This window comes from Lentzea sp. NPDC054927 (genome assembly GCF_053610285.1).
This window is the reverse complement of sequence record NZ_JBSGXZ010000001.1, coordinates 217,618-232,626: the sequence shown is the minus strand read 5'-3', so window position 1 is coordinate 232,626 and position 15,009 is coordinate 217,618. Positions and strand designations below refer to the sequence as shown.

The 15,009-nt window shown below is 69.4% G+C and carries 12 protein-coding genes; 6 read left to right on the top strand and 6 right to left on the bottom strand.

Annotation, left to right across the window (positions count from 1 at the left end):
• Positions 1-105 precede the first annotated feature (105 nt).
• From ku to ACWGE0_RS01115, 4 genes are read left to right on the top strand one after another with little or no spacing between them, the layout of a single operon-like run.
• Positions 106-927, top strand: coding sequence for a non-homologous end joining protein Ku (gene ku / locus ACWGE0_RS01130; RefSeq protein ID WP_452258848.1), 822 nt, complete (start codon positions 106-108; stop codon positions 925-927).
• Positions 928-2,370, top strand: a complete 1,443-nt coding sequence (ligD, locus tag ACWGE0_RS01125; protein ID WP_452258847.1) for a non-homologous end-joining DNA ligase — start codon at positions 928-930, stop codon at positions 2,368-2,370.
• Positions 2,360-3,244, top strand: a complete 885-nt coding sequence (gene ligD, locus ACWGE0_RS01120) for a non-homologous end-joining DNA ligase (RefSeq protein WP_452258846.1) — start codon at positions 2,360-2,362, stop codon at positions 3,242-3,244. Before ligD (ACWGE0_RS01125) ends, ligD (ACWGE0_RS01120) begins: the two co-directional genes overlap by 11 nt.
• Before the next feature lie 33 nt (positions 3,245-3,277).
• Positions 3,278-4,312, top strand: a complete 1,035-nt coding sequence (locus ACWGE0_RS01115) for a GrpB family protein (RefSeq protein ID WP_452258845.1) — start codon at positions 3,278-3,280, stop codon at positions 4,310-4,312.
• Here the strand turns inward: ACWGE0_RS01115 and ACWGE0_RS01110 are convergent.
• A complete protein-coding gene (locus ACWGE0_RS01110) occupies positions 4,290-5,270 on the bottom strand; it encodes a GlxA family transcriptional regulator (RefSeq protein WP_452258844.1) in 981 nt (326 codons plus the stop codon). The two genes, ACWGE0_RS01115 and ACWGE0_RS01110, sit on opposite strands and share 23 nt — an antisense overlap.
• Positions 5,271-5,323: 53 nt before the next feature.
• Here ACWGE0_RS01110 and ACWGE0_RS01105 point away from each other — a divergent pair, with 53 nt between their 5' ends.
• Together ACWGE0_RS01105 and ACWGE0_RS01100 are read left to right on the top strand one after the other, a co-directional pair.
• Positions 5,324-5,731, top strand: coding sequence for a cupin domain-containing protein (locus ACWGE0_RS01105; protein WP_452258843.1), 408 nt, complete (start codon positions 5,324-5,326; stop codon positions 5,729-5,731).
• 60 nt (positions 5,732-5,791) lie between these two features.
• The gene (locus ACWGE0_RS01100; protein ID WP_452258842.1) at positions 5,792-8,530 is read left to right on the top strand and encodes a BTAD domain-containing putative transcriptional regulator; all 2,739 of its coding nucleotides are present in this window, start codon (positions 5,792-5,794) and stop codon (positions 8,528-8,530) included.
• On the opposite strand, the gene ACWGE0_RS01095 is transcribed toward ACWGE0_RS01100, so the two are convergent.
• The 5 genes from ACWGE0_RS01095 to ACWGE0_RS01075 form a co-directional block, all read right to left on the bottom strand.
• Entirely contained in the window at positions 8,451-9,212 is a 762-nt protein-coding gene (locus ACWGE0_RS01095; protein ID WP_452258841.1) for a hypothetical protein, read from the bottom strand. The genes ACWGE0_RS01100 and ACWGE0_RS01095 overlap by 80 nt on opposite strands.
• A gap of 1 nt (position 9,213) precedes the next feature.
• Positions 9,214-10,800 carry an ATP-binding cassette domain-containing protein gene (locus tag ACWGE0_RS01090; RefSeq protein WP_452258840.1) on the bottom strand — a complete coding sequence of 529 codons (1,587 nt, stop codon included), beginning with the start codon at positions 10,798-10,800 and terminating at the stop codon, positions 9,214-9,216.
• Between the two features lie 7 nt (positions 10,801-10,807).
• Positions 10,808-11,695 carry an ABC transporter permease gene (locus ACWGE0_RS01085; RefSeq protein ID WP_452258839.1) on the bottom strand — a complete coding sequence of 296 codons (888 nt, stop codon included), beginning with the start codon at positions 11,693-11,695 and terminating at the stop codon, positions 10,808-10,810.
• 610 nt (positions 11,696-12,305) lie between these two features.
• The gene (locus ACWGE0_RS01080; RefSeq protein WP_452258838.1) at positions 12,306-13,256 is read right to left on the bottom strand and encodes an ABC transporter permease; all 951 of its coding nucleotides are present in this window, start codon (positions 13,254-13,256) and stop codon (positions 12,306-12,308) included.
• The gene (locus tag ACWGE0_RS01075; protein WP_452258837.1) at positions 13,257-14,933 is read right to left on the bottom strand and encodes an ABC transporter substrate-binding protein; all 1,677 of its coding nucleotides are present in this window, start codon (positions 14,931-14,933) and stop codon (positions 13,257-13,259) included.
• Between the last annotated feature and the right edge of the window lie 76 nt (positions 14,934-15,009).

The window sequence follows — 15,009 nt, the reverse complement described above, 5'->3', positions numbered from 1 at the left end:
TCGGCTGAGACACGTGTGGGCCGGGGGTCGCTCAGTTGCCGGGTCGTTAGGCCAAGTGGGTGACCTGATAGTGCGAAAACCGCATTTCAGGGGTACCCAATGAGAATGAGATCCGTGTGGCGTGGGGCCATCTCCTTCGGGTTGGTGACGATCGCCGTGCGCCTCTACACGGCTGTTGAGGAGCACGACTTCCGTTTCAACCAGGTGCACCGGGAGGACGGCGGGCGCATCAAGTACAAGCGCGTCTGTTCGGTGTGCGGTAACGAGGTGGAGTACGGCGACATCACCAAGGGCTATGAGCTGGACGACGGCCGGATGGTGATCATGGAGAACGAGGACTTCGAGAAGTTGCCGGTGAAGACCGACAAGTCGATCGACGTCCTGGAGTTCGTGCCGGCGGAGGAGATCGATCCGATCTACTTCCAGAAGACTTATTACCTGGAGCCGGACAAGGCTGCGGCGCGGCCGTATGTGCTGCTCAGAGACGCGCTTGTGAAGACGGGTCAGATGGCGGTCGTGAAGATCACGATTCGGCAGAAGGAGACGCTGGCGACGATCCGGGCGCGCGATGACGTGCTGGTGATGCACACGATGTTGTGGCCGGACGAGATCCGCAAGGCGGAGTTCGACTTCCTGGATCAGGACGTCGAGGTGCGGCCGCAGGAGTTGAAGATGGCGACGTCGTTGGTGGAGTCGATGGCCGGTGACTTCGATCCGGACACGTTCACCGATGACTATCGGGATGCGCTGGAGAAGGTCATCGCGGCGAAGGCTGAGGGTGCGGAGTTGCCCGAGCAGCCTGAGGCGGAGGAGAAGGGCGATGTCATCGATCTGATGACGGCTCTGGAGCGCAGTGTGGAGAAGGCGAAGGCCGGGCGGAAGGGCGCTGCGAAGAAGGACGCGCCGAAGAAGGCTTCGTCGGCGTAGATGGCCGGGCTCGACGAGTACCGGCGGAAGCGGGATCCGGCCAGGACGCCGGAGCCTGTTCCTGATGCTGCGGAACTTCCGCATGGTGAGAACGACACGTTCGTGATTCAGGAGCATCACGCGAGCAGCCTGCATTGGGATGTGCGGCTGGAGCGTGATGGTGTGCTGGTGTCGTGGGCGGTGCCGAAGGGTTTGCCGCCCACGACTGATGTCGTGCGGCTGGCGGTGCACACCGAGGATCATCCGCTGGAGTACGCGGAGTTCTCGGGGAAGATCCCGAAGGGCGAGTACGGCGGCGGCGAGATGTTCATCTGGGATCGCGGCCGGTACGAGACGGTGAAGTGGTCGGATCGCGAGGTGGACGTGATCCTGCACGGTCACCGCGTCGAGGGTCAGTTCGTGTTCTTCCGGTCGGGCAACGACGGGAAGAACTGGATGATGAAGCGCCGGCACGCTCCGGCGCGTCCGGACTGGAAGACGCTGCCGGAGCAGGTGAAGCCGATGCTGGCGGTGCCCGGTCCCCTCCCCCAGGACGATGATGATCTTTGGGCTTATGAGTTCAAGTGGGACGGGGTGCGGGCGATCCTGCGGGTGGAGGGTGGCCGGGTTCAGGCGTGGTCGCGGCTGGGTAACGACATCACCGTGGCGTATCCCGAACTCCAGGGTGTCGGTGAGCAGCTCGGCTCGACCGAGGCGTTGCTCGACGGTGAGATCGTCGCGTTGCAGAACGGCAGGCCGAGTTTCAGCGCGTTGCAGAACCGGATGCACGTGACGAAGTCCGAGGCGGCGCGCCGGGCGGCCAGGCAGTATCCGATCACGTTGTTGTTGTTCGACCTGTTGCACCTCGACGGCCGTTCGACGCTGCAGTTGCCTTTTCGGCAACGTCGTGAGCTGCTGCGGGACCTGGAGTTGAAGGGGTCGAACTGGCTCACTCCCCCGTCTTACGACACCGATGGCGCGGCGGTGCTGGCCGCGAGCCGGGAGCAGGGGTTGGAGGGGGTGGTCGCGAAGCGGCTGGATTCGGTCTATCAGCCGGGGATGCGGTCGCCGGTGTGGCGCAAGATCACCGACCTTATGGCGCAGGAGGTGGTGATCGGCGGCTGGCGGATGGGTGAAGGCAAGCGCTCGGGCGTGGTGGGCGCGTTGCTGCTGGGTATCCCCCAGGACGGCGGGCTGGCGTTCGCGGGTTCGGTGGGCACGGGGTTCAACGACGCTGAGTTGGCGGTGTTGACGCCGCGGTTGAAGGCGTTGGCGCGCAAGGGTTCGCCGTTCGTGACGGAGATGCCGAGGGAACGGGCGAAGGGCGCGTTGTGGGTGGAGCCGGAGCTGGTGGCGGAGGTGGTGTTCCGGCAGTGGACGCCGGACGGGCGGATGCGGTTTCCGGCGTGGCGGGGGTTGCGGCCGGACAAGTCTCCTGAGGAGGTGCGTCGCGTTGAGCAGTGATGCCCGGAAAGACGTCACCGTGCGGGTCGAGGATCGGGTGGTGAAGCTGACGAACCTGGACAAGGAGTTGTATCCGGAGTTCGGGTTCACCAAGGGTGAGGTGATCGATTACTACACCCGGATCGCTCCGGTGCTGCTCCCCCATCTGAAGGATCGTCCGGTGACGTTGAAGCGGTATCCGAACGGGGTGGACGGGAAGTGGTTCTTCGAGAAGAACGCGCCGGAGCACCGTCCGGAGTGGGTGCGGACGATGCGGTTGGAGTCGCCGGGTAGTTCGAAGGGCAACGAGACGGTCAACTACGTGATGGTGGACGAGTTGGCGACGTTGGTGTGGCTGGCGAACCTGGCGGCGCTGGAGTTGCACGTGCCGCAGTGGACGGTGGGGCCGCGTGGGGGCAAGCGGGATCCTGATCTGCTGGTGTTCGACCTCGATCCGGGTGCGCCGGCGTCGGTGGTGGAGTGTTGCCGGGTCGCTGAGCTGGTGCGGACGGTGCTGGACGACGACGGTGTGGATTCGTGGGCGAAGACGTCGGGCAACAAGGGCATGCAGGTGTACGCGTATGCGCCGGCGAAGGACACGTCGGAGTACGCGAAGGCGGTCGCGCAGCGGCTCGCCAAGGAGGAGCCGAAGCTGGTCGTGGCGACGATGGCGAAGGCGCAGCGGCCGGGGAAGGTGTTCATCGACTGGTCGCAGAACAACACGGCGAAGACGACGGTGGCGCCGTATTCGTTGCGGTCGCGGGAGCGGCCGACGGTGTCGACGCCGATCACGTGGGACGAGGTCGAGGAGTGCCGGGTGGCGGAGGATCTGGTGTTCACCGCGGACGAGGTGCTGGCCAGGGTGGATTCGGCGGGTGACCTGTTCGGGAGTTGATATTCTGGCCGACTGCCTACGAGGGGGTCGCGCGTGAACATCGAACTTGCCGAGTACGACGATGCCTGGCCGGGTCTGTACGAACGGGAGCGGGCGCGGATCCTGGCTGTGCTGCCGGATGCCGAGCTGGAGCACGTCGGGTCGACGTCGGTGCCGGGGCTGTGTGCGAAGCCGGTGATCGACATGATGCTGGTGGTGGATCAGGCGGCGGACGAGGTGTACGGGCCCGTTCTGGAGGCCGCCGGGTATCGGGTGACGGTGCGTGAGGACGACTGGCACGACCATCGGATTCTCAAGGGGCCTGACACGAATGTGAACCTGCACGTGTTCTCGCGTGGTTGTGCTCAGGTGCGGCGGCATCTGGTGTTCCGGGACTGGTTGCGGGCCGAGTCCGGTGATCGGGAGTTGTACGCGCGGACGAAGCGGGAGCTGGCGGCGCGGGAGTGGGATCGGGTGCAGGACTACGCCGCGGCCAAGGGTGCGGTGGTGCTGGAGATCCTCGAGCGGGCGTACCTGACGTGGCGGCCGCCGTCGGGTGAGGTGGAGTACGTGACGAAGACGCCGCCGCACGACGCCCCGGTGGTGCTGGAGGACTACAACCCGGCGTGGCCGCAGTGGTACGCGGTCGAGGAGGCGAGGATCCGGGCGGCGCTGGGTGAGGTGGTCGTGCGGCTGGAGCACGTGGGGTCGACGTCGATTCCGGGTCTGGCGGCGAAGCCGGTGATCGACATCCTGCTGGTGGTGCCTGATTCGGCTGACGAGGACGCCTACGTGCCGGCGTTGGTCGAGGCCGGGTACTGGTTCCGGTTGCGGGAGCGCGGCTGGCACGAGCACCGGTTGCTCAAGAGCTCGGAGCCGAACGTGAACCTGCACGTCATCTCCCCCGTGTGCGAGGAGTGGGACCGGATGGTGGGGTTCCGCGACAGGCTGCGCACGCATCCCGAGGACCGCGAGGAGTACGAGCGGACCAAGCGCGCGTTGGCGAGTCGGACGTGGCATCGGGTCCAGGACTACGCCGACGCGAAGGTGGCGATCGTGGAGCGGATCATCCTGCGGGCGCTGGCCTGACCTGGCCGAACCGGCGGCGGTAGGCCGTCGGGGTCAGTCCGGTCTCGCGGCGCATCAACGCTCGCAGGTTCGCGGCGGTGCCGAGTCCGGTGCGGCGGGCGACGACGTCGAGGCGTGACTCCCCCAGTTCGATCAGCCGGCAGGCGAGGGTGACGCGCTCGCCGGTGAGCCACGCGAGGGGTGTGGTGCCGAGTTGTGCCTGGAAGCGGCGGTGCAGGGTCGCGGGGCTGACGGCGGCGCGGGTGGCGAGGTCGGTGACGGTGAGGGCGTGGTCGAGGTGGTGCTGGGCCCAGGCCAGGACGGGTGCGAGGGATTCGTCCGGGAGGTCGGGCACGGGGCGTTCGACGAACTGTCGCTGGCCGCCGTCGCGGTGGGCGGCGAAGACGAGGCGCCTCGACACGGCGTTGGCGATTTCGGCGCCGTGGTCGCGGCGGACGATGTGCAGGCCGAGGTCGAGGGCGGCGGCGCTGCCGGCGGCGGTGAGGATGTCGCCGTCGTCGACGAACAGCACGTCCGGTTCGAGGTGCACGGCGGGGAATCGGGTGCGGAAGTTGTCGGCCCACTGCCAGTGGGCGGTGGCGCGGCGGCCGTCGAGGACGCCGGCTTCGGCGAGGGTGAAGGCGCCACTGCAGAAGCCGACGAGGCGGGTGCCGCGTGCGTGGGCGCGGCGGATGGCGTCGAGGACGGCGGGTCGGCGGGGTGCGTCGACGTTGGGGCGGTTGGGGACGATGAGGGTGTCGGCGGTGTCGGCCGCGGTGAGGTCGGCGACGCCGGTGAGGGTGAAGAATCCGTCGCGCATGGGTGTGTGCGGTTCGGGTGAGCAGAGGCGGAAGTCGTAGAGGTCGCGGCCGATCTCGGGGCGGTGCAGGCCGAAGATCTCGGTGGCGCAGCCGAGCTCGAACGGGTTGGAGTTCTCGTCGACGATCACGACGACCCGGTGCGAGGATTCTTTCGACATGTGCGATTCCTAGCACTCACGCTCGTCGCGTGTACAGCGGCAGGGTTGGCGGTGTGAACAGTGAACCCATTGCCCTGGACAAAGCCCTGGCCTCGTTCGACGCCCTGTGGAGCCCTCGCATCGTGACGCGGGTGAACGACTACGACGTGCGTGTCACGAAGGTCCGTGGCGTGCACGTCTGGCACGTCCACGACGACACCGACGAGTTCTTCCTGGTCCTCGACGGCGAACTGCGCATCGCGCTGCGTGAGGCCGATGGCGAGCGCACGGTCGTGCTCGCCCAAGGCGCGGTGTTCACCGTGCCGCGCGGGACGTTCCACAAGCCGTCATCCACGCAGGGTGCGTCGATCCTGTTGTTCGAGCCCACCGGAACGCTGACGGTCGGCGACCGGCACGACGAGGTTCCGGACCACGTGGACGCGACGACCGGGCACGAGCTGGGAGGGGTCCCCTTCGCCTGAGTTCGGTCCAGTGCCGGTTCCGGTCTCGTGGATCTTGTGACTCGGGAACAATCACGTCCTGTGAGGTTCGGGGTGCTCGGTCCGGTGCTGGTCGACGGCGTGGAGGTCGCCGCGCCCCGTCAGCGCGCGCTACTGGCGATGCTCGCGCTCGACGCTGGGCGGATCGTGGGGCACGACCAGCTGATCGGCGGCTTGTACTCCGCGCCGCCCGCGGGAGCGGCGAATGCCCTGCAGTCCCAGATCTCCCGGCTGCGCAGGACCGTCCCCGGGCTGGTGATCGAACACCACCCGGCCGGCTATCGGCTGGTCGCCGCGCCGGCCGAGGTGGACCTGCTGCTGTGCCTGGAGCTGCTCGACGCCGGACGCGCGGCCGAGGCGCTGCGGTTGTGGCGTGGCCCCGCTCTGGCCGACGTCGAAGCACCGTTTGTGCAGGTCGCTCGGCAGCGGCTAGCTGAAGTGTTCATCAAATGCGCACTTTCCGGCGGGGACCAAAACGACCTCCGGGAGTTGCTTTCGGAGCACCCGCTGCGTGAGGACGTCCGGGCGGCGCTGGTACGTGCCCTGCACCGGGACGGGCGGCAGACCGAGGCGCTCGAGGTGTTCGCGGCCGGACGGGAGCTGCTGGCCGACGAGCTCGGGGTCGACCCCTCCCCCGACCTGGCCGCCGCCCACCTCGAGGTGCTGCGGGCCGCGGCGCCGCATCGAGGTGTGCCCGCGCAGCTGACCAGCTTCGTCGGCCGCGACGACGACCTGCGCCGCGTCACCAAGTGGCTGCAGGAGAACCGGCTGGTCACGCTCATCGGGCCGGGCGGTACCGGCAAGACCCGCCTCGCCGTCGAGGTCGCCCATCGCGAACCCGGCGAGGCGGCGTTCATCGACCTCAGCGCCACCACGGATGTCGCCCGCGCGTTGCTCGACGGCGTGGGGGTGCGGGAGGCCGGATTGCTGTCGGCAGGGCCGGTGAGCGTCGAGGAACGGTTGCGGGCGGCGTTGTCGGCGCGTGAGGTGTTGCTGGTTGTCGACAACTGCGAGCACGTGATCGACGAGGCCGCGCGGGTGCTCGGCGGGATTCTCTCCGCGTGCCCGGACGTGCGGGTGCTCGCGACGAGCCGGGAACCGCTGGGCATCACCGGTGAGACGTTGAGCCCGGTCGCCGCGCTGGACTCCGAGGCCGCCGTCCGGTTGTTCCGGGACCGCGCGCAGGCCGTGAAGCCCGGGTTCAGTGCTGATCAGGACGTCATCGCGGACGTGTGCCGGCGGTTGGACGGGATCGCGCTGGCCATCGAACTCGCCGCGGCGCGGGTGCGGTCGTTGCCCATCGCCGAGATCGCGGCGCGGCTCGATGACCGGTTTCGGTTGCTGTCTCGCGGCAGCCGTACCGCGGCGCCCAGGCATCGCACCTTGCACGCGGTCGTCGAGTGGAGCTGGGACCTGCTCACCGAGGCCGAACGTGACCTGGCCGCGCGGTTCACCGTGTTCTCCGGGGGCGCCGGCCTGGATGCGGTTCTGGACGTCGCCGGTTCGAACAACACTGGGTCCGATGTGGACACTCTGAGTTCGTTGGTGGACAAGTCACTCGTCGAGGTGATCGAGGACCGCTACCGGATGCTCGACACCATCCGCGCGTTCTGCGCGGGGCACGCGCCGGATCTGCGGGAACGGCACGCCCGCTGGTTCCTCGCCCGCGCGCAGGACGCCGAACCGCACCTGCGCGCGCACGACCAGATCCAGTGGCTGCACACCCTCGGCGCCGACCACGACAACCTCACCGCCGCCGTCGCCTGGGCCACCGCCCACGACATCGATCTCGCGCTGGAACTCGTCGCCGCCCTCGCGACCTACTACTGGTTCCGGGGTCTGCGCACCGAGGCCGCCCGGCAGGCCGACGCCGTGCTGCACGCGTGCGGCGAGACCCCTCCGGCGGGACGCGCGCAGGAGTACGCGATGTGCCTGCTCATCGCGTGGCCGGTGGCGACCGGTGACCAGTCCGCGCGGCAACGCCAGGCCGACGCGCTGATGGCCGAGCTGGACGGACCACCGCGGTTCCCGATCCTGACGATGATGTGGGGCATGGCGCTGGGTGCGCCGGAGACGGAGTCGCAGTCCTGGCACCGCAGGCACCGTCTCGTCGGCACCGATCCGTGGACCAGCGCGCTGTCACTCGTGGGCGAAGGCCTGGTGGCCTGGCAGCAGGCCGACCCCGCTCGGGCGACGGAACTGCTGCGCCAGGGCGCCGACGGGTTCGAACGGGCGGGTGACCGGTGGGGCCTGGCGCTCGCGGTCAACCAGCTCGCTGAACTCGCCCTCTCGGCCGGTGACACGCAGGGCGCGTTGACGCACATCGAACGTGCCCGCGGTCTGCTGGAGGAGCTCGGTGCGACCGAGGACTCCGCCGAGGTCATCGTCAACCGCGCCAGGGCACGGCTGCACAGCGGAGACCCGGCCGGGGCACGGGCCGACTACGCCGAGGCGCTCGTCGTGGCCCGCCGTGCCGGTGCACCGCTCGTGGAGGCCAACTGCCACGTCGGCCTCGCCGAACTCGCCCGCCTCGACGGGGACTTCGATGTCGCGTGGGACGAGTGCGAGCGGGCGTGGGAGCTGTGTCCCGGCGGCTGGTACGGGCCGGACGAGATGCGCTGCCACATCGCGCTCGAACGCGGACGCATCGCCGGTGCGGCAGGCGACCTCGGTCAGGCCCGCCGGTACTTCGACGAGGCGCTCACGCGGGCAGTGGGACAGCGCAACCGCGTAACCGAGAGCGCCGTGCGCGCGGAACTCGCCGCCCTAGCCGGGACCTGACCCGCCGCCACCACAACCACGGCGGCAGCCGGTGGTGGGCGATGAACGTCCACAGGTCGTCCTCCGCCACGTCGTTGGGATGGCGGCGCAGCACCTCCAGGCACTCCCGCGACACCACCCCGTGCATCCGGGCCACGTGCGCCAGGGCCGTGGCGCCGTGCTGGCGGACCTCGATGCGGTTGTGGTCCAACGCGCGTGCGACGCGGTGCAGCGTCACCCACGGGTCCGGATAGGACAGGGCCAGGCCGATCACCGAGATGCCGACCATGTCCTCGCCGCGGTCGAACGCCGCGTCGACGTCCTCCGGCCGGTCGGTGCCCATCAACGCCGAATAGCTGCGCCAGTCCATGCCATCCCCACGCATCGCCCGGTCCAGCAGGAAACGTTGCCTGCCATCGGAACGCTCCCCCGTGCGTTCCCAGTCCGCGGCTAAGTAGCGCCACACCGCCGCGGTGTCGGCGCGTGAGGTCGAGGCCAGGATCCGGCACAGCGCGAGCACGTGCTCCGGTTCGCTGGCCTCGGCGAGTTCGCCCAGCACTCCTGGCGGGCGGCCCAGGTCGTTCCACGCCAGCCAGGCCAGCGTCGGTACGTCGTCCACAGCGACCCAGCCGCCGGCCCCGCCCCGCCCGATTTCGGCAGGTGTCAGCGAGGCCCGCAGGCGGGCGTGTTCGATCGGGATCACGTCAGACCTGAGGCACCGCGCGCACAAGTGCGCGGGTGTAGTCATGAGCGGGGTTGAGCAGCACTTGTTCCACCGAGCCTTGTTCCACGATCTTCCCCTGATGCATCACCGCGACCCGGTCGGCGATCTGCCACGCCAGCCCGAGGTCGTGCGTGATGATCAATGAAGCAAGGCCCAGCTCACGCCGCAACCGGAGCAGCAACGCCACGACCTCCCCACGCACCGAGGCGTCGAGCGAGGCGACGGGTTCGTCGGCCACCAGCAGACGGGGTTCCAGCACCAGTGCGCCGGCGATCACCACCCGCTGCTGCTGACCCCCGGACAGCTCGTGCGGCAGGGACTCCAGATAGAGGTTCGCGGGACGCAGCTCCGCTCGCTCCACAGCGGCCGTGACCAGGGATTCCTCGTCGCCGGGAATGCCGTGGACCCGCAGTCCTTCTGCCACCGCGTCGAGCACCGTGTGGCGGGGGTTCAGGGCGCTCGCGGGGTCCTGCAGGACCAGCTGCACCTGGCGGCGGAAGGCCTTGAGCCCCTTGCCGTTGCGGGGCACCTCGGCGCCGTCGAAGATCACCCGACCGGAGGACGGTTTCCGCAGTCCCATTATGGTACGAGCCAGTGTCGTTTTGCCGGAGCCGGACTGCCCGACCAGCGCCACGATCTCGCCCCGCCCGATCGTCAGGTCCACCCCGTCGACCGCGCGCGTCCGGCCGTAGTCCACCGTCAGATCCCGCACCTCCAGCAGGGGCCGCGGGCCGGCCTCGGCGTCCGCGGGCTGGTCATCCACCTGGTGGTCTGTCGGCTGATGGTCTGCCGGCTGGGTCCAGCGGTGCGCGAGGTCGCCGATCACCGGGAACGCCGCCGTCAGCGCCGCCGTGTGCGAATGCCGCGGGTTCGCGATCACCTCCCGCGTGCTGCCCCGCTCGACCAGCTCCCCGCGATGCATCACCGCCAGGTCGTCACACGTCTCGGCGAGCACCGACAGGTCGTGGCTGATCATCATCAACCCGAGGTCCTGCTCGGCCACCAGGCGTTTCATCAGCCGCAGCACCTGGGCCTGCACGATCACGTCCAGCGCCGTCGTCGGCTCATCGGCGATGACCAGCCGAGGCCCGCACGCCAGCGCCATCGCGATCATCACCCGCTGCTTCTGCCCGCCCGACAGCTCGTGCGGATACGCCCGCGCCTTGTCGTGTGGCAGCTCGACCTGCTCCAGCAGCTCCCGGACGCTGCCTTTCGTGCCGTGCAGCCGCATCGGCTCGGCGATCTGGTCACCGACGCGCTGCACGGGGTTGAGCGAGTGCATCGCGCCCTGGAACACGATCGACGCCGACGCCCACCGCACCGCCCGCAACGCGCCCCACGACATCGTCCGCACGTCGGCGCCGTCGAGCAGGATCTCGCCGTGCACCTGCGCGGTCCTGGGCAGCAACCGCAGCACCGACATCGCCACCGTCGACTTGCCCGACCCCGACTCGCCCGCCAGCCCCAGCGTCTGGCCGGGCCGCAGGATCAGGTTCACGTCGTTGACCACGCGCTTGGGTCCGTAATGGACGGACAGGTTCTTCAGTTCCAGGCCGGTGTTCGTCATGTGGGCGTTACCTCTTCGGTGTCACAACGGCTTCGAGCGCCCGCCCGACGAGCGTGAACGCCAGCACCACCACCACGATCGCGAGCCCCGGCGGCAACAGGAACCACCACGCCCGCTGCGGCACCGCCCCGTGCAGCTGCGCCTGGTGCAACATCGCGCCCCACGAGATCCGCGTCGGATCACCCAGCCCGAGGAACGCCAGCGTCGACTCCGCCACGATCGCCGACGCCACCGCCAGCGTCGCGTTCACCAGCACCAGCGGCACCACCGACGGCAACACGTGCCGCCCGATCACATGCCCGTGCCCGCCACCCAACGCCCGCGCGCGCTCCACGAACGGCCGCGCCTCGATCGTCAACGTCTGCGCCCGCACCATCCGCGCCGTCGACGGCCAGCTCGTCAACCCGATCGCCAGCACGATCGTGCCCAAGCCCCGCGGCAGCACCGTCGACAACGCGATCGCCAGCACCAACGCCGGCAACACCAGGAAGAAGTCGGTCACCCGCAACAACGCACCCGCCGCCAGCCCACCGAAATGCCCGCTCACGATCCCGACGAGCGTGCCGATGCCCACCGCCAGCACCGCCGCGGTCAACCCGACGAACAACGACGTCCCCGCGCCCTCCACCACCAGCAACGCCACCGACCGCCCGGTGTGGTCGGTCCCCAGCCAATGCCCGGCACCCGGCGCCTGCCACGGCGCATCGGTCACCCGCGTCACGTCCAACGCGTCCGCGGGGATCAGCAACGGCGCGACCACCGCGACAACCGCGGCCACGGCCAGCACCACCGCGCCCGCCACCCCCGCCCGCTGCGCGAGAAACCGGTCCAGGCCGCCGTCGCCACGACCAGTACGACGGCTCGGACCGGACCACCGCGTGCTGAACATGCTCATGCCGCCGTCACCTCGCCACCGGCACCGCCAGCCGAAGAAACGCCGGCCCGGCCGACCCAGCGCATGCCTGCCAAGGTCAGTCCACCGGCACGATCAGCCGCGCCCAACCCGTCCGCACGCCACCGCGACCTCGGTGCTGCGCCCCTGTCCGTGCCGCCGGCAGCGCGCGAGGAGGAGCCACCTGGGCTTGCCTGGCGTGCCGTGAACCCACGCATCCCGTCGTCATCACTGCGGTCAGCGCGGCACCGCGACCAGCCCGGCCGCCCGCTCACGCTCTCACCACGATCAGCCGCACCCCAGCCGGTCGTACACCCGTCAGTCGCGCTTGGCTCTGCCGCACTCGACCAACCTGGCCGCCCGCCCACGCTGCCGCCACGATCGCCCGCGCCCGACCCAGCCGCATCCGGATCTACCGCACCCGACCAGCCCGGCCGGCCGATCACGCTGCCACCACGATCACCGGCGCCCGACCCTGCCGCGCCCGACCCTGCCGCGCCCGACCCTGCCGCGCCCGACCCTGCCGCGCCCCAGACACGCGTTTCGCCGCTACCAGTCTCGCCGTCACCGCGACCGCACCCCGTCCTGCCCGCGCCGCGTGCGCTGACCCCGCTCATACGACCTTCACCCGTGGATCCAGGACCCCGTGCAGCAGGTCGGCGAACAGGTTCATCACCACGACCGCGCCCGCCGTCACCACCAGCAGCCCCTGCAGCAGGAAGTAGTCCGGGCCGGTCAGCGCGTCGTAGAACAGCAACCCCAGCCCCGGCCAGGAGAACACCGTCTCCGTCGTGATCGCCCCCGCCACCACCAACCCGAACCGCAGGAACACCAACGTGATCGCCGGCAGCACGGCGTTCGGCACGGCGTGACGGCGGCGCACCAAGTCGTCGCGCAGGCCCTTCGCCCGCGCCGTCGTCAGGTACGGGGCGTGCATCTCCTCCAGCAACGACGACCGCATCACCAGCATGTACTCCGCGCACACCACCGCCACCAGCGTGATCGACGGCAGCACCAGGTGATGGCCGACGTCCAGGGCCTGTGAGACGAAGTCCGGTGCCGTGTCGGTGTCGCGCATGCCCCGCGACGGGAACAGGTCGCCCGTCGCCATCATCAGCAGCATGCCGAGCCAGAACGTCGGCACCGCCCACAACGTCAGCGACACCCCGGTCGTGGCCTTGTCGAACGCCGAGTCGCGTCCCCACGCCGCCTTGATCCCCAGCCACAGCCCGATCGCGACCGCGATCAGCGTCGACGTGCCGACCAGCAGCAGTGTCGGGCCCAGGCGTTCCAGGATCACGTCGGCCACGGGGCGCCGGAACGTGAACGACGTCCCCAGATCGCCCTGCAGCAGCGAGGTGAAGTAGCCCCAGAACTGTTCGTGCAGCGGACGGTCCAGGCCGAACTGCGTGCGCAGTTCGGCCTGCATCGCCGCCGTCGTCGGCCGGCCGCGCGTCATCGAGACGACCGGGTCGCCGGGCACCACCCTGAACAGGAAGAAGCCCAGCACCGCCACCATCACGAGGCTGAGCGCGGCACCACCGATCCGACCGGCGAGGCGCACCTACTCGCGCTCCCCGGCCGTGGCGTTGCGCCGGCGCGCGTAGAACACGCTCACCAGCACCAGACCGGCGATCACCGCGCCGCCCAGCACCAGACCCGGCCACCTGCTGCCAGAGGACTGCGCGGCCCGGCCGGCGGGTTCGGCGCCGTAGTAGCCCCACATACCGTTCTGCGCCATGATCACGCCGCCCTGCGCGGGCTGGGTCGTGAACTTCGCGAAGTGGTCGGACCGGTAGCCCTCCAGCGCGTTCTCGTAGGCCAGCACCACCGCGGGCACCTGGTCGTAGAACCGCGCCTGCATCTGCTTCACGATCTCGACCCGCTTGCCCTCGTCGAACTCCGAGAGCTGCTGCGCGTAGAGCTTGTCGTAGGTCTCGTCGCAGAAGTAGGCGTCGGTGGTGCCGCCCTTGCCGTCCGAGCCCGGCCGTTGCGCGCAGGTGTGCAGGCCCAGGATGAAGTCCGGGTCCACGTTCGTCGCCCAGCCGGAGAACGCCAGGTCGTAGGTCGCCGCCGTGGTCGCCTCGTTGAGCTGGTTGTCCGACACCAGCCGCACGTCCAGCGGGATGCCGATGTCGTTCATCGACCGCTTCAGGTACTCCGACGCCTGCTCGTCGTAGGCCCGGCCGGCGCGACCGATCAGCCTGAGCGGGAACCGCGTGCCGTCGGCCTTGCGCGGGAAACCGGCGGCGTCGAGGGCGGCGTTCGCGGCGGCGGGGTCGAACTTGCGCTGCTCGGACTCGCCCGGCTGCCAGTGCCACTTGCCGAACACCGGCGGCACCAGCCCGGCACCCTTCTCCGCGTACCCGAGGTTCACCCGCTTCACCAGCGAGTCCAGGTCCAGAGCCTGCGCGATGGCACGCCGCACCCGCACGTCCCTGAGCGCCGGGCTGCCGTCACCGACCGGCTCCCCGGTCCTGGTCTGCGCGCCGGGGTTGATCAGCAGCTCGGTGAAGCGGCGGCCCTGCGCTTTGTTGCGCGTCACGCCGGCCTTGCCGGCCAGCGAGTCGAACTGGGCCGGTGCCATCCGGTTGACCAGGTCGACCTCGCCCTTGGCCAGCGCCTGGACCGCGGCGTCGGAGTTCTGGAAGTACACGAAGTGCAGCTCGTCGTACTTCGCCGCGCCGCGCCAGTAGTTCTTGTTGGCCTTGAGCTTGATGAACTGCCCGGCCACGTGCTCGGTCAGCACGAACGGACCCGAGCCCACCACCGGCATCTGCTCGTTGGTGTAGTCCTTGACGCTGGGGACCTTCTCCCACACGTGCTTGGGCACGATCGGGATGTCCAGCGCCAGCATCGTCACCTGAGGCGCCTTGGTCCTGATCACCACGGTCTTGTCGTCGGACGCGGTGACCGACTCGAAGTTGGTGACGAAGCTGCCGTTCGCGGTCCGCGCGACCTCGTCGGTCAGCATCAGGTTGTAGGTGAACGCGACGTCGCGTGCCGTGATCGGCTGCCCGTCGGACCACTTCTTGCCCTCGGGGACGGTGAACGTCCAGGTGAGCTTGTCGGCTGATGGTTCCCATCTGTTCGCGAGGCCGTCGGTGACCCGCTGGTCGTCGGCCGCGTACGCCGTCAGGTAGTCGTACATCAACCGGCCGATCTCGGTGCTCGACTGGAACACCGCGAGGAACGGGTTCAACGTGTCGATCTGCTGCACGATCGCGACCTTGAGGATCACCGGCGCCTGCTCCTGAGCTGTCGCAGGAGGTGCCGACAACCCCAGTGTCGTTGCTATTGCAAGCAACGCGCACACC

Excerpts from the sequence above, each read along its gene's own strand:
- ku (WP_452258848.1), top strand. The coding sequence starts at position 106 with ATGAGATCCGTGTGGCGTGGGGCCATCTCCTTCGGGTTGGTGACGATC.
- ligD (WP_452258847.1), top strand. The coding sequence starts at position 928 with ATGGCCGGGCTCGACGAGTACCGGCGGAAGCGGGATCCGGCCAGGACG.
- ACWGE0_RS01110 (WP_452258844.1), bottom strand. The coding sequence starts at position 5,270 with ATGTCGAAAGAATCCTCGCACCGGGTCGTCGTGATCGTCGACGAGAAC.
- ACWGE0_RS01090 (WP_452258840.1), bottom strand. The coding sequence starts at position 10,800 with ATGACGAACACCGGCCTGGAACTGAAGAACCTGTCCGTCCATTACGGA.
- ACWGE0_RS01085 (WP_452258839.1), bottom strand. The coding sequence starts at position 11,695 with ATGAGCATGTTCAGCACGCGGTGGTCCGGTCCGAGCCGTCGTACTGGT.